Source organism: Micromonospora lupini str. Lupac 08, from assembly GCF_000297395.2.
In the GTDB taxonomy this organism is placed as follows: Bacteria; Actinomycetota; Actinomycetes; order Mycobacteriales; family Micromonosporaceae; genus Micromonospora; species Micromonospora lupini.
Map to the genome: position 1 here is coordinate 997,721 of NZ_HF570108.1, position 17,112 is coordinate 1,014,832.

Here is a 17,112-nt window from a genome sequence, read left to right on the forward strand (position 1 = left end):
TGAGCCGGGTTTGCGAGCCCCGCAGTCGCGAACGAAAAGCGGCCCGGTGAGGATCGAGGGTGAGTGCAGATGATCGACGCGGTCACCGGGCGGGTTCGGGCTGCCCAGGAGGCGGTGGCTCGGATCAGCGCCGTTCCGCTGATGGTCCGGGTCGCGATCTTCGTCACCGCGCTGGCCGGGTTGGCGCTGGCGTTTCCCGCCGAGGTGCTGATCGGCCGGCCGCTGCTGTTTCTGGCGGTGGCGGCGGTGCTGCCCGCGGTGGGTCCGCGGCGGCTGTGGCCGACCTTCGTGGCGCTGGTCATGGTCGGTGGCTGGTTGCTCGCCACCGACGGGTACGGCCGGCCGGTGGCGTTGTGGCGGCTGCTCGCCGTCGCCGCGCTGCTGTACCTGGGGCACTCCCTGTGCGCGTTGGCGGCGCTGCTGCCCTACGACGCGGTGGTGGACCCGGAGCTGGTCACCCGGTGGTTGCTGCGGGTGGGGGCGGTGCTGTTGGGCACGGCCGTGCTGGCGGTGCTGCTGTTGCAGGCGGCGGGCCTGGGCGGGGAGGCCGGGTATCAGTGGGTCACCGTGCTGGGGTTGTTGGTGGCGGTGGGTGTGGTCGCGTTGCTGGGTTGGCTGCTGCGGCGTAGGTGAACACCTGAGGCGACAGGGTTACGCAGGTCACAGGGGTTGTGTTCCGTCACAGATGGGGGGCGCGAGCGGGATTACCTGAGCCGGGCGGGGAAAGATAGATGACGTGAATCCGAAGCGGATCCTTGTGGTGGGTGCCGGGCACGTTGGTCTCTACGCGGCCCTGCGCCTGTCAAAGAAGCTCAGCTCCCGTGAGGCTGAGGTCATCGTCGTGGACCCCCAGCCCCACATGACCTACCAGCCGTTCCTGCCCGAGGCTGCGGCGGGAAACATCTCCCCCCGGCACTCCGTGGTGCCGCTGCGGCGCGAGCTGCGCCGGTGCAAGGTGGTGGCGGGAACGGTCACGCGTGTCGAGCACGACCGCAAGGTGGCCACCGTGCAGCCGATCGTCGGCCCGGCCCGGGAGATCGCGTACGACCACGTGATCGTCGCGCCGGGTTCGGTGTCCCGGACGCTGCCGATTCCGGGCCTGCACGAGCAGGGCATCGGGTTCAAGACCATCGGTGAGGCGATCTACCTCCGTAACCACGTGCTGGACCGGCTGGACGTCGCGGCCGTGACCCCGGACCCGGAGGTTCGCCGCTCGGCGCTGACCTTCACGTTCGTCGGTGGCGGTTACGCGGGCATCGAGGCGCTCGCCGAGATGGAGGACATGGCCCGCGACGCCCTGCGCTATTACCCGGAGCTCGAGCCGGAGGACATGCGCTGGGTGCTGGTGGAGGCCACCAACCGGGTTCTGCCCGAGGTCGATCGGGACATGGGCGCCTACACGGTGCAGCAGCTGCTCAAGCGCAACATGGACATCCGACTGGACACCCGCCTGGAGTCCTGCGTCGACGGGGTGGTCAAGCTCTCCGACGGCGACAGCTTCCGCTCCGACACGATCGTCTGGACGGCCGGCGTGAAGCCGTCGCCGATGCTGGACGCGACGGACTTCCCGCGTGACGAGCGCCGGCGGGTCACCTGCATCCCCACGCTCCAGGTGGTCGACGGCGACCAGGTCATCGAGGGCGCGTGGAGCGCCGGTGACTGCGCCGCCGTGCCGGACCTGACCAAGGAGCCGGGCAACTTCTGCTCGCCGAGCGCGCAGCACGCGGTGCGTCAGGCGGCGCGGATGGCCGACAACATCGCGGCCGTGATCCGGGGTCGCGAACCGGTCAACTACAAGCACAAGCACGCCGGCAGCGTGGCCAGCCTCGGCCTGCACAAGGGTGTCGCCCAGGTGTACGGCATCAAGATGACCGGCTGGCCGGCCTGGTTCATGCACCGGACGTACCACATGAGCCGGATCCCCTCGTTCAACCGCAAGGTCCGCGTGGTGGTGGACTGGTCGCTGGCGTTCTTCCTCAAGCGTGAGGTCGTCGCCCTCGGTCAGTTGCACGACCCGCGCGAGGAGTTCGTCGAGGCGTCCCAGCCGGTGGGCGCGCCGCGCGTCTGAGCAAACTGGACGAAAGGGCCCCTCCCGACCGGGAGGGGCCCTTTCGTGCTGTCTGACGTCGGGTGGCGTCAGACCCGCCAGATCCAGGCGTCGGCGATGCGGGTGGCCGGACCGTACAACTGCTCCAGGGTCGCCCGCAGGCTGTCGGCGTGCGGCGCGTCGTCGGCCAGCGCCACGCAGGACGCGCCCCAGAAGTCGACGTCCCGGGCGGCCTGCCGGCGCTGCTCGTCGCCGATGGCCGGCTGGTCGCCGCGGCGGGCGACGTCGGCCAGCAGGGCGGAGGTTGGCTGCTTGAAGGTGCCCATGGCGGCGGTGCCACCGCGCCCGTACGGGCCGATGAAGAACCCCTCGGGCAGGCCGAACCCGGCGTCGGCGGCGGCCGCCCAGCGCATCGGCCACGGTTCCTTGGGGGTGGGCAGCGGCACCGGGACCAGCACCCCGCCCGGGCGGACGCACTGCCGCCAGTGCCCGCCGGTGATGAACTCCGGCACGGCGGGCCGCTCGGCGGTCGGCAGCGGGGTCGGGAAGATCGGCAGCAGGGCCGCGACGACGGCCAGTGGCACCAGCCGTCGTGCCCGGCCGGTGCCGCGCAGGGCCCGGTCGACGGCCAGGACCAGCAGTGTCGCCACGATCGGAAGCAGTGCCAGGCCGAACCGCATCGGCAGCGCGCCGTCCACCACCGGCAATCCGGCCAGCAGGGCGTACGGGCCGGGCAGTGCGGTGCGGGTGCCACCGAGAACCACCTCCGGGCCGAGGGAGAGCGTGCCCATCACCAGCGCCGCCACCACGCAGGCGAGCACCAGCCGCCGCCGGCCGGCCCAGACCGCGCAGGCGGCGGTGACCAGCAGCAGTGGCCAGCCCAGGAAGGTGTTGTACTCGGCGGGGCCGGTGGTCAGCCGGGACGCCTCGTCGCTGCCGGCGATCGACAGCGGGGAGACCGCCCACCAGCTGCCGAGGTCGGCCGAGAAGTAGGCCGGGCTGAACATCCCGTCGGCGACGCCCTGCGGCCCGGCGAACTGGAACCACAGCGGGTAGCCGAGCACCAGCAGCGCCAGGCCGGCGGCGATCGCCAGCCCGCCGGCGAATCCGGGAAGTGCCCGCCGGGCGAGGTCCCGGTCCGCGACGGCGTAGCTGACCGCCATCACCAGCAGTGTGACGGCGGAGAGGAAGAGGACCTCCTCGCCGATGAAGACCTGCGCGGTGACGGCCGCGGCCAGCCCGACAGCGGAGCTGATCATCCGGCGTCGGTCCGGGCCCGCCGACCGGGCGCGGCCCGTCCCGTCGATTGTCGTGGGGCCGGGATCGGACGCGCGGAGCAGCCGGACCACCAGCCAGACGATCACCGGCACCAGCCACTGCGCCGTCATGTGCAGGTGGCTGTTGGACTGCGAGATCATGCCCGGTCCGAAGCCGCACAACCCGCCGCCGAGCGCGGCGGCGAGGCGGTGGGCGCGCAGCGTCCGGTGGAACAGCAGGTACCAGGCGAGGGCGGTGCCGGCCAGGTTGGCGGCGGCGAGCAGCGCGAAGGTGGTGGGCGCGCCGAGCAGGAGGGTGATCGGCGCGCAGACGACACCGAGCGCGATGACAGTGGTGTTGGCCATCAGGTTGACGCCGTCCGGGGCGTTGAGCCGGTCGGTGAGCAGATGGAAGTCACCGAGCAGCGCTCTCGCGTCGACCGCCAGGAACCACTCGTAGAGCGTCTGGTCCTCGGGGTTGAGCGCCAACGTCCGCCCACCCGGGTCGGGCCACAGCCCGTGGGTCAGCCAGCCGGCCAACGCCACCCAGACCACCACGATCAGCAGGTCCGTCCGGTGGCGGCGGGCGGCGGCCAGCAGCCGGACGGCCCGGGGCCGGCGGATGACCTGATCGTCGAGGCGGAAGACCTGGTCAGGGGCGGCGTCGGGGGCCGTTGGGGCTGCGCTGCTCACGGCATCGACCCTAATGTGGCCAGCCTGGCGGGGTACGCCGGGTCGCCGTCGACCCGCTACGGTGACACTGCACCGTGCGTGTCGGCGCGCGGGTGCCACCCGCCCGGGTGGTGGAAAGGCAGACACGGCCGCCTTAAAAGCGGCTGCCGAAAGGCGTGCGGGTTCGACCCCCGCCCCGGGCACCCAGCCGCCACGGCCTCCGCGTTCCCATTCGTGATCACCAGGAGTGGGCTGGGCAGTTTACTCTTGGAGGGCACGTTCACGTGCAAACGACCCCCTGAGGGAGGCCAGAAAGTGAAGACCTCGAACCCGGTGCTCGCCCGGCTCGGCCAGGCGGCCGAGCGGGAGCGCTCCGCCGGGTACGCACCGACCGGGCCGTACGGACAGCCCGGCATTCCCCAGCAGTACCCGTCCCAGGCCGGCTACCCGGCAGCGCCGCCCGCCGTGGCGCCCATGACCGTCGACGACGTGGTCGTCAAGTCGGTCGCGCTGCTCGGCATCACCGGCATCACCGCCGCGGTCGCCTGGGTGCTCGTGCCCGACGCGCTGGTCCGCACCGCCTGGATCGGCGCGGCGGTGGTCGGCCTGGTGATCGGCCTGATCATCTCGTTCTCCCGGATGGCCAACCCGGCGCTCGTCATCGCGTACGCGGTGGTCGAGGGCGTCTTCGTCGGCATGATCAGCAAGGCGTTCGAGTCTTTCTACGACGGCATCGTGCTCCAGGCCGCCGTAGCGAGCTTCGGCATCTTCTTCCTGATGGCGATGATCTACAAGGCGAAGATCATTCGGGCCACCCCGATGTTCGTCAAGGTCGTGACCGCCTCGATCGTCGGCCTGGCGGCCGTCATGCTGATCAACCTGGTGCTGGCGCTGTTCGGCATCAACACGGGCCTGCGGGACGGCAGCCCGCTGGCGATCGGCTTCAGCCTGGTCTGCATCGTGTTCGCGTCGCTGAACTTCGTGCTCAGCTTCAAGGAGATCGAGGACGGCGTCCGGATGGGCCTGCCCCAGCGCTACTCCTGGGTGGCCGCGTTCGGCATCCTGGTCAGCCTGGTCTGGCTCTACATCGAGATCCTGCGCCTGCTCAGCTACTTCCAGGGCGACGACTGACAGTCGTCCGCTCTGCCGACGGCGCCCGTCCCCGCTCTGGTGGGGGCGGGCGCCGTCGTCCGCGCCGTTTCACCGCCACCGCCGGTCCGGGCGGGGCAGAGTGACTGCGGGGGGTACGCGGGCGGAGGAGGCGACGGTGCGCAGCAACAACCCGGTGCTCAACCGGCTGGACGAGACCGGCCGGTTGGAGTCCCGGGTGGTCAGCTCCCGCGACGTCGAGCCGATGACCGTCGACGACGTGGTGCTGCGTACCGTCGGGTTGCTCCTGCTCACCGGCGTGGCCGCCGCGGTGTCCTGGGCGGTGGTGCCCGACGCGGCGTGGCTCGGGGCCGCGCTCGCCGGCAGCGCCCTGGCCTCGATCGCGCTGGTCCTGGTCATCTCGCTGCGGGCGATCACCAACCCGGTGCCGATCGTCGGTTACGCGTTGCTCCAGGGGCTCCTGCTGGGGGTGGCCAGTCGCGCCTTCGAGCAGGTCTACCCGGGGATCGTGGTGCAGGCGGTGGCCGGTACCTTCGGCGTCTTCCTCGGCATGGCGGCGCTGTACCGGGCGCGGGTGATCCGTGCGACGCCCCGGCTGGCCCGACTGGTGATCGGCACGCTGCTCGGCATCGCCGTGCTCAGCGTGGTCAACCTGGTGTCGTACCTGATCTCCGGGCGGCCGGGGTTGGAGGTCTACAGCGTCAGCGGGAAGGTCGGCTGGCTGCCGTACGCCTTCTCGGTGGTGGCGATCATCGCCGGCGCGTTCAGCTTCATCCTCGACTTCGACCTCGTCGAGCGTTCGGTGCGCGACGGCCGACCCCGCCGGTACGCGTGGCTGAGCGCGTTCGGCCTGCTCACCGGCCTGGTTTTCCTCTACTGGCAGTTGCTACGGCTGCTCAGCTACCTGCGCCGCTGACCGGCCTGGGTGTCGACGCACGGGTCGGCCGTAGACTCGGCGGCGATGAGCGCAGCGGAGTTGGAGCGGGCCGTGCAGTTGCTGGTCCGCCAGGTCGGGCACTGGGAGCAGCCGCGCTGGGCGGCGGCCGCGACCACCGGCAACGTGCCCCGCGCCGACCTGGTGCACCGGCTGGTTCAGGAGATCGCCAATCTGGCCGCCGATGCCGAGGGACAGCCGCGCCGGACCGTGCCTCGGCTGGACAACGACCTGGCCCTGCCCGATCAGGTGCGGGTGGTGGCGGCCGACCTGCTGGCCGCCGGGGCCGACGCGGAGGTGCTGGCGCGGGCCGCCGCCGAGGTCACGGCGACCCGCGGCGCGCTCTGAGGCCCACTCCGCGAGCCGCGGGTCAGGCCGGCGTCAGCTCAGCTCAGGCGTTCGAGCACCATGGCCATGCCCTGGCCGCCGCCGACGCACATGGTCTCCAGACCGATGGTCTTGTCGTGCCACTCCAGCGAGTTGAGCAGGGTGCCGGTGATCCGGGCGCCGGTCATGCCGAACGGGTGGCCGACAGCGATCGCGCCGCCCATGACGTTCAGCTTCTCCTCCGGGATGCCCAACTGGCGGTAGGAGGGGATGACCTGGGCGGCGAACGCCTCGTTGATCTCGACGAGGTCGACGTCGTCGATGGTCATGCCGGCCCGGCGCAGAGCCTGCCGGGACGCCTCGACCGGCCCGAGGCCCATGATCTCCGGCGACAACGCGGTCACGCCTGTGGAGACGATCCGGGCCAGCGGGGTCAGTCCCAGCTCCTCGGCCCGCTGGGCGCTCATCACGACCACGGCGGCCGCGCCGTCGTTGAGGGGGCAGCAGTTGCCCGCGGTGATCCGGCCGTCCGGGCGGAACACCGGCTTCAGGCCGGCGACCGCGTCCAGGGTGACGCCCGCGCGGGGGCCGTCGTCGGTGCTCACCACGGTGCCGTCCGGCGTGGTGACGGGAGTGATCTCCCGGGCCCAGAAGCCGTCGGCGATGGCCTTCTCGGCGAGGTTCTGACTGCGGACGCCGAGCTCGTCCATGTCGGCGCGGGTGACGTCGTACACCTGGGCCAGGTTCTCCGCGGTCTGCCCCATGGTCAGGTAGATGTCCGGCAGGTCGCCGGCCTCGCGCGGATCGGTCCACACCTCGGCGCCGCCCTGCGCGCGACGCTTCGAGCGCTCGGCGGCCGCCGCGAAGCGCGGGTTCTCCCACCTGCCGCCGACCAGCGCCTGAGCCTCCGGTGGCAGACCGTCGGAGCTGCCGCGGGCGTAGCGGGAGACCATCTCGACGCCTGCGGAGACGAACACGTCGCCCTCTCCGGCGCGGATGGCGTGCAACGCCATCCGGGTGGTCTGCAACGAGGAGGCGCAGTAGCGGGTAAGCGTGGCGCCGGGAACGGTGTCCAGCCCGAGGAGGGTGGCCACCACGCGGGCCATGTTGAAGCCCTGCTCACCGCCGGGCAGGCCGCACCCGAGGTAGATGTCGTCGATGGTGGTCGGGTCGAGTTGGGGGATCTTGTCCAGGGCGGCCTGGACGATTGTTGCGGCGAGGTCGTCGGAGCGGACATCGCGCAGGGACCCCTTGTGCGCCCGGCCGATGGGGGAGCGGGCGGTAGCGACGATGACGGCGTCGCGGGACGACTCAATCGGCATGAGCCAACGTTAACCCGCCGGTAACATGGCGCGGAAGAAGCAGGCGTGGCGGGAAATGTCACCCCGGCCTAGCGTCGGGAGGCGACCGCCGCGGCGGCCGCTACGGCCGGCAGCAGGGCGTGCGCCCACACCCGGTAGCCGTCGGCGGAGGGGTGGAAGCCGTCGTGGCAGAGCGTCCCCGCGTCGGCCCGGAAGACGGGCCCGGTCTCGGTGGCCAGGTCGACCACCGCGCCGCCCGCCTCCAGCACCGCCGTGGTCTGCGCGCGGGCCATCCGCCGTCCGGACCAGCCGACCAGCTGACGCAGCGGCGGCGCGATGGCGCGTACGGCGCCGAGGTCGGGGCAGGTGCCCACGACCACCTCGACCCGTGCCTCCCGCAGCCGGTGCACCGCCGCCGCGAGGTAGGCGGACGCGTCGGCGGGCCGGCGCAGCCCGGTGGCGTCGTTCGCGCCGATCAGGATCAACGCCACGTCGGGCCGCTCGCCGAGCAGGGCCCGGGCGACCTGGGTGGCCAGGTCCGTCGAGCGGGACCCGGAGACGCCGACGCTGGACAGGTGCACCCGCCGGCCGGTCGGGCCCTCGGCGAGCAGGTTCGCCAACTGTCCGCCGATGGTGTCCTCGAGGCGGTCGACGCCCACCCCCAACGCCGACGAGTCACCGAGCAGCACCAGCCGCAGCGGCGCGGCGTCGGCCCGACCGATGGTGGCCCGCAACGCCAGCCCCAGCTCCGGCTCGGCGTACCGCCGGTGGCGCGCGACGAACGCCTCACCGGCCAGGACTGCGGCGCCGCCCACCGTGCCGGCGAGCAGCGAGAGCGCCGCCGCCCGACCCAGTCGGCCGGGAAGACCGGCGGTCACGCCTCGCTCGCTGCGCTCGTTCATGCCAGTCCCTCCACTGTCGAGGTGTCCGTAGCGGAGCCGGGTTGCGGCACCGTGTTGACACCGAAGAACGCCCGGCGACGCAACTGCGCCCACCGACCGGCCGGCCCTCGGTCGCGGCCCCGGACCTGGGTGCCGCTGACCTCGGTCCCGGCGTGCCGGGCCGCCTCCTGCGCGGCCTTTGGCAGCGACCGTACGCCCTCGCCCCGCGCCGGTGTGGCCCGTCGTTCCTGCCCCGAGCCGAGCGCCGAGAGCATCGTCGGCAGCAGAGCCGCGGCGGCCATCGCGTACCCCTCGGCGGACGGGTGGAACCGGTCCCAGGCGAACATTCGGTGCGGTTCGGCGACGAACCGTGGGCCGAGCAGGTCGCCGAGGGACACCGTCCAGCCGCCCGCCTCGACCACCGCCACCGTCTGGGCGGCGGCGAGCTGGCGGCTCCACCGGTGCGCCAGCCAGCGCAGCGGTGGTTGGATCGGCCGGATCGCGCCGAGGTCGGGGCAGGTGCCGACGACGACCTCGCAGCCGGCGTCACGCAGCGCGTGGACCGCCTCGACCAGGTAGCGCACCGCCAGGCCGCGTGGCGTGCGGTTGGTGATGTCGTTGCCGCCGATCAGGATCACCGCGATGTCCGGCGCGCACTCCAACGCCGCCTCCACCTGGTGCCGGAGCGCCGCGGAGATGGCGCCGACCACCGCGAAGCGGCGCACCAGGACCGGCCGGTGCAGCCGCCGGGACAGCCCGGTGGCCAGCAGCGCCCCGGGTGTCTCCCGGCGGCGGTGCACCCCGTAGCCGGCAGCCGACGAGTCGCCGAGCACGACCATGGTGAGCGGGGGTCCGGGGAACTTCGCGCCGTACATCCCGTCGCAGCGCGGCGGCGGGGCCTCGGCCATCGGGATCGTGCGCCGGGCCTGGCGGGCCTGGCCGAGCAGCACCCCGCCGGTCGCCATCGCGGCCGCCGCGGTGGCGCCCGTCCCGATGGCCGCCAGCCGGGCGATCCGCCAGGCGTGCCGCCAGCGCGGACCAACGGGTACGACAGAACCAGCCACCCCCATATGCCGACATTATCGCGCCGGCCCGACACACCGCTGTCGTCGTCCCGGCTCGGGAGTGCCTGGAAACCGACGCGACGGGGTACTTCTCAGGTGGAGGCCGGCCGACTTGCGCCGACCCGCCACGCTGATCCGGCGGAGAGGAGCGCGACGATGGGGAAGACACTGAAGCGCAGCGCGGCGTTCACGGCCCTGGCGCGGGCACTGATGGCGGGGGCGCGCGGCGGGCCCTCGCTGGGCACCCGACTGGCGGCGCTGCCCCGGATGATCCGCGCCACGACCCGGGGGGAGTACGACGGTGGCCTGCGGCTGGCGCTGATGACGGCGGCCACGGCGTACATCGTCTCGCCCATCGACCTGCTGCCGGAGATCCCGCTGGCGATCTTCGGGCTGGCCGACGACGCGGTGATGGTCACCTGGTTGGCGGGCAGCGTGCTCGCCGAGACGGACCGATTCCTCGAGTGGGAGGCGCGACGCAGCTCGGTCATCCCCGGGGGGCTGGTGCCCTGACGGCACGTACGCTGGTCGGCGAGGATTCGTCTGCCCGGCCGCCGTCGCCGGCGCCGCAACGAAGGGCACACCGTGCAGTTCTACGACAACGTCGTCGACATGATCGGCAACACGCCGCTGGTCCGCCTGCGCAACGTCACCGAGGGCATCCAGGCCACCGTGCTCGCCAAGGTGGAGTACCTGAACCCAGGCGGCTCAGTGAAGGACCGGATCGCGCTGCGCATGGTCGAGGACGCCGAGGCCGCCGGCCTGCTCAAGCCGGGCGGCACCATCGTCGAGCCGACCAGCGGCAACACCGGCGTCGGGTTGGCCCTGGTGGCCCAGCTCAAGGGCTACAAGTGCGTCTTCGTCTGCCCCGACAAGGTCAGCCAGGACAAGCAGGACGTGCTGCGGGCGTACGGCGCCGAGGTGGTGGTCTGCCCGACCGCCGTCGCTCCGGAGGACCCGCGCTCGTACTACAACGTCTCCGACCGGCTGACCCGCGAGATCCCCGGCGCGTGGAAGCCCGACCAGTACAGCAACCCGGCGAACCCGCGCTCGCACTACGAGACGACCGGCCCGGAGCTGTGGAAGCAGACCGAGGGCGGGCTCACGCACTTCGTGACCGGGGTCGGCACCGGCGGGACGATCTCCGGCATCGGGCGGTACCTGAAGGAGGCGTCCGAGGGTCGGGTGCGGGTCATCGGCGCCGACCCGGAGGGCTCGGTCTACTCCGGCGGCACCGGCCGGCCGTACCTGGTGGAGGGCGTCGGCGAGGACTTCTGGCCGGCGACGTACGACCGGGGTGTGGCCGACGAGATCGTCGAGGTCTCCGACAAGGCGTCCTTCGAGATGACCCGGCGGTTGGCCCGCGAGGAGGGCCTGCTGGTCGGCGGCTCCTGCGGGATGGCGGTGGTCGCCGCGCTGGAGGTGGCCCGCAGGGCCGGCCCGGACGACGTCGTGGTGGTGCTGCTGCCCGACGGTGGCCGGGGCTACCTGTCCAAGATCTTCAACGACTCGTGGATGGCCCGGTACGGCTTCCTGGACAACTCCGGTCACGAGCCGACGGTGGCCGACGCGCTGGCCAGCAAGCCGGGCGGCCTGCCCGAGCTGGTGCACGTGCACCCGACCGAGACGGTCCGGGACGCGATCGACTACATGCGCGAGTACGGCGTCTCGCAGCTGCCGGTGCTCAAGGCCGAGCCGCCGGTGGTGACCGGTGAGGTCGCCGGCTCGATCGCCGAGCGGGACCTGCTCGACGCGCTGTTCACCGGTCAGGCCCACCTGCACGACACCATCGAGCGGCACATGGGCGACCCGTTGCCGATGATCGGTGGCGGGCAGCCGGTGAGCGAGGCCGTCGGCCTGCTGGAGAAGTCCGACGCCGCGCTGGTCCTGGTCGACGGCAAGCCCAAGGGCGTCCTGACCCGCCAGGACCTCCTGGCCCACCTGGGCGCTCACTAGTCCCTTCCCGGCCCGTCCTGGCTACCGCCCGCAGCACCGGGTGTCCCTGCGCCGTCCTTTGCTCTGCTTCACTCCACGCACCAGCGAGTGTCCGGTAATCGGACATCCGCTGGTGCGCATGGTGAAGCAGAGCAAAGGACGTGCGGCGGGGGTGGGCTCCGGCGGGCGGAGGCGGTGCTCAGAGCGGACGGGCGTAGCGCAACTGGCGGGTCGGCGCCGATCCGATCGCCTCGTCCCGTTCGTCCCCGGTCCGGGTCCAGCCGCCGCGCTCGTAGAAGGCGCGGGCGTGGGCGTTGTCGCGCAGCACCCAGAGCACCGCACGACGCCAACCGAGGGCGCGCATCGCGTCCAGGGCGTCCACCATCAACAGGCGGCCGGTGCCCCGACCCTGCTCGGCCGGCTCCAGGTGGATCGCGTTGAGCAGCCCGGTCGCGGGGTCGTCCTCGTCGTCCGGGCCCACGTAACTGAACCCGACGAGCGCTTCCGCGCGCTCGGCGACGGTCAGCCGGTGGGTGTCCCGCTCCCACTGCCACCGTTCGGCCCAGTACCGCCCCATCGCCTCCGGCGTGGGGTCGGCCAGTGCCTCGGGCGGCAGAAAGGCGGAGTACGCGGCGACCCGGGAGCGCTGGTGCATGGCGCCCACCGCCATCAGGTCGTCACCGGTCGCGGGGCGGAGCGTGACGGTCACCCGGCCGAGGCTACCCGGCGCGGCGGGACCTGCACGGTGGTCAGATCCTCGGCGATGACCAGGTCGCCGTCGAAGTGCGCACGGGCCTCGTCGAAGAACCGGCCCGGGTCGGGGTAGCGCTGCGAGAAGTGCGTGAGCACCAGCGTGCGTACCCCCGATTCGGTCGCCACCCGCGCGGCCTGCGCCGCGGTCAGGTGGCCGACCTCGGCGGCGAGCGCGGCCTCCGACTCCAGGAACGTCGACTCGATGACCAGCAGGTCGGCGTGCTCGGCCAGGGCGTACACCCCGTCGCAGAGGCCGGTGTCCATCACGAAGGCGAACCGCTGCCCCGGCCGGGGCACGCTCACCTCGTCGCGGGTGACGCGACGTCCGTCGAGGTCCAGGTGCCCGACGCGGATCAGCTCACCGACGGCCGGACCGGCGATGCCGTACGCGGCCAGCTTCTCCGGCAGCATCCGGCAGCCGTCCGGCTCGACCAACCGGTAGCCGTACGTCTCGATCGGGTGTCGCAGCCGGCGGGCCTCCAGGGTGCCGCAGCGCAGGGCGATCCGCTGACCGTCGGTCTCGATCGGGGTGACCGCCAGTTCGGCCGTCTCGTAGAAGGAGGTGGCGTGCCGCAGGCGGGCGAAGTACTCGGCGCCGCCCGCCGGGAAGTGCACGGCGACCGGATGCGGCACCCGGTCCAGCGAGAGGCGTTGGATGGTGCCCGGCAGGCCGAGACAGTGGTCGCCGTGGAAGTGCGTGACGCAGATCCGGGTCAGGTCGGTGGCGGTGACGGTGGTGTGCAGGAGCTGCCGCTGGCTGCCCTCGCCGGGGTCGAAGAGGATCACCTCGTCGTCCCAGCGCAGCACGTACCCGTTGTGGTTGCGCTGCCGGGTGGGGGCCTGGCTGGCCGTCCCGAGCACCACCAGCTCGCGCATGGACATCGCCGGTCCTCCGGATATGGAGCGACCCCCGGGGCGCTCCGCGCATGTGCGCGGGCCGGCTGGACTTGGCCGGCACCCCGGGGGTCGGGTGGCTGTCGTGGATTCGCCGCACCGCTGCCACACGGTCTCGACGGTCGTACTGGTTGCCCGCCTCGCGGCGGACGGATCACTGTCGAGGACAGCGGCTAGCTGACAGCCACCTCACGAGTCCGATTGCTATACAAGTCTGGACCACCTCCTTTCACGTGTACGGCCACGTTATCGAGTTCCCGGCGGGCTCGGCAACGGATTTCGATCACAGGGCCAAACGGGAATGCCCGGCCACCTCCTCGGCGGCCGGGCATCACGCTGGTGCGGTGGGCTGTGGTCAGCCGGCGGTACGGGCCACGCCGACCGGGCAGCTCAGCCCGTTCGGGCCGTGGTTGCAGTACCCGTTCGGGTTCTTCGTCGGCGCCAAATACTGCTGGTGGTAGTCCTCGGCAAAGAAATAATCGCCGAGCGGGGCGATCTCGGTGGTGATCTCACCCTTGCCGGCCCGGCTCACGATCGGCTGGAAGGCGTCGCGGGACGACTCCGCGATGGTCCGCTGCTCGTCGGTGGTCGTGTAGATCGCCGACCGGTACTGGGTGCCCACGTCGTTGCCCTGGCGCATGCCCTGGGTCGGGTCGTGGTTCTCCCAGAAGACCTTCAGCAGGTCCTCATACGTGATCTTGCTGGGGTCGTACACCACCTGGACGACCTCGGCGTGCCCGGTCCGGCCGGAGCACGTCTCCTCGTACGTCGGGTTCCTGGTGATGCCGCCCGCATAGCCGGCGGAGGTGGTGTAGACGCCGGGCAGCGTCCAGAACAGCCGCTCGGCACCCCAGAAACACCCCATGCCGAAGACGGCCACCTGGAGACCCTCCGGGAACGGGCCCTTCAACGGGGTGCCCAGCACCTCGTGGCGGTCGGCGACCGGCATGGCGATCGGCCGGCCCGGCAGGGCCTGCTCGGGCGAAATCATCTCGGCATTCATACGGCGCAGGAACACGGTGGGACTCCTCTCGTACCTCTCCCAGCGTGTAACACCGGTAGGTCTTCCTTCCTTACCCGCGCCACTGTGAGTCAGGCCCCGCCGTCGAGAGCGGCGGCGATCCGGTCGGCGTAGGTCTGTGCCTCGGTGTCGTCGGTGTAGCGGGTGCGCGGCCAGAAGAAGCCCCGCAGCCCGTCGCCCTTGGTACGCGGCACCACGTGGGTGTGCAGATGTGGGACGGACTGGGACACCTTGTTGTTCATCGCCACGAACGTCCCACCCGCCCCCAGGGCGGCCTCCACCGCCACCGCGAGCCGCTGGACCAGCGCGAAGTAGCCGGGCAACAGATCGGCCGGAAGCTCGGCGAGGGTCACCAGGTGCACCCGGGGCACCACCAGCACGTGCCCCTTGAACACCGGACGGGTGTCCAGGAACGCCACCCCGTCCGGTTCGTCCGCGACCCGGAACGCCGGCACGTCACCCGACACGATCCCGCAGAACACGCACCCGCTCATCGCCCCAGGCTATGCCGCCGGCCCCGCGGGACGCGCCCCCCGCACATCCATCGACTGTGGTAGTCATTTACGGGTCTGGATCAATACATGGGGGGAAGGACGCACCTTGCGCATCAGAAGAGGCACGACCCTGGCGTTGGCGGCACTGACCGCCGGCCTGCTCACCGTCGCGATCCCGGGCCAGGCCCAGGCGGCCGCGGCGCCGACCGCCACCCCGCTGCCCCTGAAGACGGTGGCCGACGTGGTGTCGGCGGGTGACCGGGTCTTCGTCAGCGGTGGCCGTACCTCGACCGACGTCGTGGTGGCCAGCTCGACGGGCGCGGTGGTCGGCACCCTGTCCGGCCTGCCCGGCCCCACCGATCTGCTGCTCAGCGCCGATCGGCGGACGCTCTACGTGGCGCTGCCCAGCGCCAACGCCATCGCCGCCTTCGACACCGGCACGCTCGTCGAGTCGGCCCGCTACGACACCGGCGCGGGCGAGTGCCCGTCGTCGCTGGCGTTGACCGGTCGGTACCTGTGGTTCGGCTACGGCTGTGACCAGTGGGGCGGCAACATCGGCCAGATCGACCTCGGCCGGCAGCCGGCCCGGTTGACCACGCGGGTGGTCAGCCAGGACTACCACGACTACCCGCTGCTCGCCGCGGCCGGCCAGAACCGGTCGGTGCTGCTGGCCGGGCAGCCGTCGTTGAGCCCGTCGTCGGTGTACGCGTACGGCATCGGCGCCGGCGGAGCACTCACCACCCTGCGGACGAACGACTGGTCGGTCCTCGGCAGCAACCTGCGGGACATCGCGCTCGACCCGACCGGCACCACCCTCTACACCGCCGCCGGAGCGCCGTACGAGGTGCAGGCGTTCCCGTTCGCCGACATCTCCACCCCGTCGGCGACCTACCCCACCGGGGCGTACCCGAACGCCGTCGAGGTCTCCCGTGACGGCACCCGGATCGCCGCCGGAGCGGACGCCACCTACGACCCGGACGTGTTCGTCTTCACCCCGGACGGCACCGAGCTGGCCCGCTTCGAGCTCGGCGACGAGCTGAGCGACGGCGCGCTGGCCTGGGCGCCGAACGGCGCCCGCCTCTACGCGGTCGCCTGGGACTGGACCGGCGTCGACCAGGCCACCCTGCACGTCCTGCCGATCCCGGCCGGCTGACCGGCCTGCCGGCCCCTGGCCGGCACGTGGGGGCCGGGCCGGACGGGTCCGGCCCCCACCCCGGGAGCGCGGGTTCCGTTCCAGCCCTCGGGACCGGGGCACTAGCCTCACCAGCATGAGTCACGGCTTCGAGACGCTCGCCATTCACGCCGGTCAGGACCCTGAGGCACGCACCGGCGCGGTGATCCCGCCGATCTACCAGACCAGCACGTACGCCCAGGACGCCGTCGGCGCGCCCCGGCTCGGCTACGAGTACAGCCGCTCCGGCAACCCGACCCGCGACGCCCTCCAGGAGTGCCTGGCCGCGCTGGAGGGCGGGCCGGTGGGCCTCGCCTTCGCCAGCGGCCTGGCCGCGGAGGACACCCTGCTGCGGGCCGTCTGCCAGCCGGGCGACCACGTGATCATCCCGGACGACGCGTACGGCGGCACCTACCGCCTCTTCGCCCGGGTGGCCCAACGCTGGGGCCTGGAGTTCACCCCGGCCAAGGTCTCCGACGTGGCCGCCGTCCGGGCCGCCGTGCAGCCCGGCCGGACGAAGATCGTCTGGGTGGAGACGCCGACGAACCCGCTGCTCGGCATCGCCGACATCGCCGCCCTGGCCTCCATGGCGCACGACGCCGGCGCGCTGCTGGTGGTCGACAACACCTTCGCCTCGCCGTACCTGCAGCAGCCGATCGCGTACGGCGCCGACGTGGTGGTGCACTCCACCACCAAGTACATCGGCGGGCACTCCGACGTGGTGGGTGGCGCGCTCGTCGTCGCCGACGCCGCGCTCGGCGAGGAGCTGCGCTACCACCAGAACGCGATGGGCGCGATCAACGGCCCGTTCGACGCCTGGCTCACGCTGCGCGGCATCAAGACCCTCGGTGTACGGATGGACCGGCACTGCGACAACGCCGAGCGGCTCGCCGCGTACCTCGACGGGCACGCCAAGGTGGCCCAGGTGATCTACCCCGGGCTGCCCTCGCACCCCGGCCACGAGGTGGCCGCCAAGCAGATGCGCCGGTTCGGCGGCATGATCTCGTTCCGGGCCTCCGGCGGCGAGGACCACGCCGTGGAGATCTGCAACCGGACGAAGCTCTTCGTGCTCGCCGAGTCGCTCGGCGGCGTGGAGTCCCTGATCGAACACCCCGGTCGCATGACACACGCAAGTGCTGCCGGCTCGCCGCTTGAAGTTCCCGGCGATCTCGTGCGACTGTCTGTCGGCATCGAGACGGTCGACGACCTGCTCGCCGATCTGGAGCAGGCGCTGGGCTGACCGCTGGGGAGG

General features: G+C 72.2%; 16 protein-coding genes, 1 tRNA gene and 1 pseudogene. 10 read left to right on the top strand and 8 right to left on the bottom strand.

From position 1 onward, the window contains the following. Positions 1-72 precede the first annotated feature (72 nt). Positions 73-633: a hypothetical protein gene (locus tag MILUP08_RS05925; protein ID WP_377555685.1), complete on the top strand. Its 561-nt coding sequence runs from the start codon at positions 73-75 to the stop codon at positions 631-633. Between the two features lie 103 nt (positions 634-736). Continuing rightward, complete coding sequence (locus MILUP08_RS05930) at positions 737-2,068, top strand: NAD(P)/FAD-dependent oxidoreductase (protein ID WP_007455700.1); 1,332 nt, start codon at positions 737-739, stop codon at positions 2,066-2,068. Positions 2,069-2,136: 68 nt separating this feature from the next. Here MILUP08_RS05930 and MILUP08_RS05935 read toward each other — a convergent pair whose 3' ends face one another. Further along, positions 2,137-3,996, bottom strand: a complete 1,860-nt coding sequence (locus MILUP08_RS05935) for a hypothetical protein (RefSeq protein WP_007455702.1) — start codon at positions 3,994-3,996, stop codon at positions 2,137-2,139. Between the two features lie 101 nt (positions 3,997-4,097). Here MILUP08_RS05935 and MILUP08_RS05940 point away from each other — a divergent pair. The 4 genes from MILUP08_RS05940 (at position 4,098) to MILUP08_RS05955 (ending at position 6,367) form a co-directional block, all read left to right on the top strand. Beyond that, positions 4,098-4,178, top strand: a tRNA-Leu gene (locus MILUP08_RS05940). Positions 4,179-4,290: 112 nt separating this feature from the next. Next, the gene (locus tag MILUP08_RS05945) at positions 4,291-5,106 is read left to right on the top strand and encodes a Bax inhibitor-1/YccA family protein (protein WP_007455704.1); all 816 of its coding nucleotides are present in this window, start codon (positions 4,291-4,293) and stop codon (positions 5,104-5,106) included. Between the two features lie 136 nt (positions 5,107-5,242). Then, the gene (locus MILUP08_RS05950) at positions 5,243-6,001 is read left to right on the top strand and encodes a Bax inhibitor-1/YccA family protein (protein WP_007455705.1); all 759 of its coding nucleotides are present in this window, start codon (positions 5,243-5,245) and stop codon (positions 5,999-6,001) included. Positions 6,002-6,046: 45 nt separating this feature from the next. Continuing rightward, positions 6,047-6,367 carry a hypothetical protein gene (locus MILUP08_RS05955; RefSeq protein WP_007455707.1) on the top strand — a complete coding sequence of 107 codons (321 nt, stop codon included), beginning with the start codon at positions 6,047-6,049 and terminating at the stop codon, positions 6,365-6,367. A 38-nt stretch (positions 6,368-6,405) separates the two neighbouring features. Here MILUP08_RS05955 and MILUP08_RS05960 read toward each other — a convergent pair whose 3' ends face one another. The 3 genes and pseudogenes from MILUP08_RS05960 to MILUP08_RS05970 all read right to left on the bottom strand — a co-directional run. Beyond that, positions 6,406-7,668, bottom strand: a complete 1,263-nt coding sequence (locus tag MILUP08_RS05960; RefSeq protein ID WP_007455710.1) for an acetyl-CoA C-acetyltransferase — start codon at positions 7,666-7,668, stop codon at positions 6,406-6,408. A gap of 68 nt (positions 7,669-7,736) precedes the next feature. Next, complete coding sequence (locus MILUP08_RS05965; RefSeq protein ID WP_007455712.1) at positions 7,737-8,549, bottom strand: SGNH/GDSL hydrolase family protein; 813 nt, start codon at positions 8,547-8,549, stop codon at positions 7,737-7,739. Further along, positions 8,532-9,598 (bottom strand): annotated as a pseudogene (locus MILUP08_RS05970) (SGNH/GDSL hydrolase family protein); the annotation flags it as partial. The gene MILUP08_RS05965 and the pseudogene MILUP08_RS05970, both read right to left, overlap by 18 nt. 150 nt (positions 9,599-9,748) lie before the next feature. Between MILUP08_RS05970 and MILUP08_RS05975 the strand changes: the two are divergent. Both MILUP08_RS05975 and MILUP08_RS05980 read left to right on the top strand, forming a co-directional pair. Next, on the top strand, positions 9,749-10,105 hold the full coding sequence (locus tag MILUP08_RS05975; RefSeq protein WP_007455716.1) for a YkvA family protein: 357 nt from the start codon (positions 9,749-9,751) through the stop codon (positions 10,103-10,105). A 72-nt stretch (positions 10,106-10,177) separates the two neighbouring features. After that, positions 10,178-11,548, top strand: coding sequence for a cystathionine beta-synthase (locus MILUP08_RS05980; protein ID WP_007455717.1), 1,371 nt, complete (start codon positions 10,178-10,180; stop codon positions 11,546-11,548). A gap of 178 nt (positions 11,549-11,726) precedes the next feature. On the opposite strand, the gene MILUP08_RS05985 is transcribed toward MILUP08_RS05980, so the two are convergent. The 4 genes from MILUP08_RS05985 to MILUP08_RS06000 all read right to left on the bottom strand — a co-directional run bounded on the left by MILUP08_RS05985 (position 11,727) and on the right by MILUP08_RS06000 (position 14,689). Continuing rightward, positions 11,727-12,236, bottom strand: a complete 510-nt coding sequence (locus MILUP08_RS05985; RefSeq protein WP_007455719.1) for a GNAT family N-acetyltransferase — start codon at positions 12,234-12,236, stop codon at positions 11,727-11,729. Next, the gene (locus tag MILUP08_RS05990; RefSeq protein WP_007455721.1) at positions 12,233-13,162 is read right to left on the bottom strand and encodes a ribonuclease Z; all 930 of its coding nucleotides are present in this window, start codon (positions 13,160-13,162) and stop codon (positions 12,233-12,235) included. Before MILUP08_RS05990 ends, MILUP08_RS05985 begins: the two co-directional genes overlap by 4 nt. A 367-nt stretch (positions 13,163-13,529) precedes the next feature. Next, entirely contained in the window at positions 13,530-14,192 is a 663-nt protein-coding gene (gene msrA, locus MILUP08_RS05995; protein WP_007455723.1) for a peptide-methionine (S)-S-oxide reductase MsrA, read from the bottom strand. Positions 14,193-14,266: 74 nt separating this feature from the next. Next, the gene (locus tag MILUP08_RS06000; RefSeq protein ID WP_007455725.1) at positions 14,267-14,689 is read right to left on the bottom strand and encodes an HIT family protein; all 423 of its coding nucleotides are present in this window, start codon (positions 14,687-14,689) and stop codon (positions 14,267-14,269) included. A 106-nt stretch (positions 14,690-14,795) separates the two neighbouring features. Here MILUP08_RS06000 and MILUP08_RS06005 point away from each other — a divergent pair, with 106 nt between their 5' ends. Beyond that, positions 14,796-15,842: a YncE family protein gene (locus MILUP08_RS06005; RefSeq protein WP_007455727.1), complete on the top strand. Its 1,047-nt coding sequence runs from the start codon at positions 14,796-14,798 to the stop codon at positions 15,840-15,842. 115 nt (positions 15,843-15,957) lie between these two features. Then, complete coding sequence (locus MILUP08_RS06010) at positions 15,958-17,100, top strand: cystathionine gamma-synthase (RefSeq protein WP_007455729.1); 1,143 nt, start codon at positions 15,958-15,960, stop codon at positions 17,098-17,100. The last annotated feature ends 12 nt before the right edge of the window (positions 17,101-17,112 follow it).

Bases quoted from the DNA above. Each gene is read 5' to 3' on its own strand.
- MILUP08_RS05955 (WP_007455707.1), top strand. From the start codon at position 6,047: ATGAGCGCAGCGGAGTTGGAGCGGGCCGTGCAGTTGCTGGTCCGCCAG.
- MILUP08_RS05960 (WP_007455710.1), bottom strand. From the start codon at position 7,668: ATGCCGATTGAGTCGTCCCGCGACGCCGTCATCGTCGCTACCGCCCGC.
- MILUP08_RS05965 (WP_007455712.1), bottom strand. From the start codon at position 8,549: ATGAACGAGCGCAGCGAGCGAGGCGTGACCGCCGGTCTTCCCGGCCGA.
- MILUP08_RS05975 (WP_007455716.1), top strand. From the start codon at position 9,749: ATGGGGAAGACACTGAAGCGCAGCGCGGCGTTCACGGCCCTGGCGCGG.
- MILUP08_RS05990 (WP_007455721.1), bottom strand. From the start codon at position 13,162: ATGTCCATGCGCGAGCTGGTGGTGCTCGGGACGGCCAGCCAGGCCCCC.
- MILUP08_RS06000 (WP_007455725.1), bottom strand. From the start codon at position 14,689: ATGAGCGGGTGCGTGTTCTGCGGGATCGTGTCGGGTGACGTGCCGGCG.
- MILUP08_RS06010 (WP_007455729.1), top strand. From the start codon at position 15,958: ATGAGTCACGGCTTCGAGACGCTCGCCATTCACGCCGGTCAGGACCCT.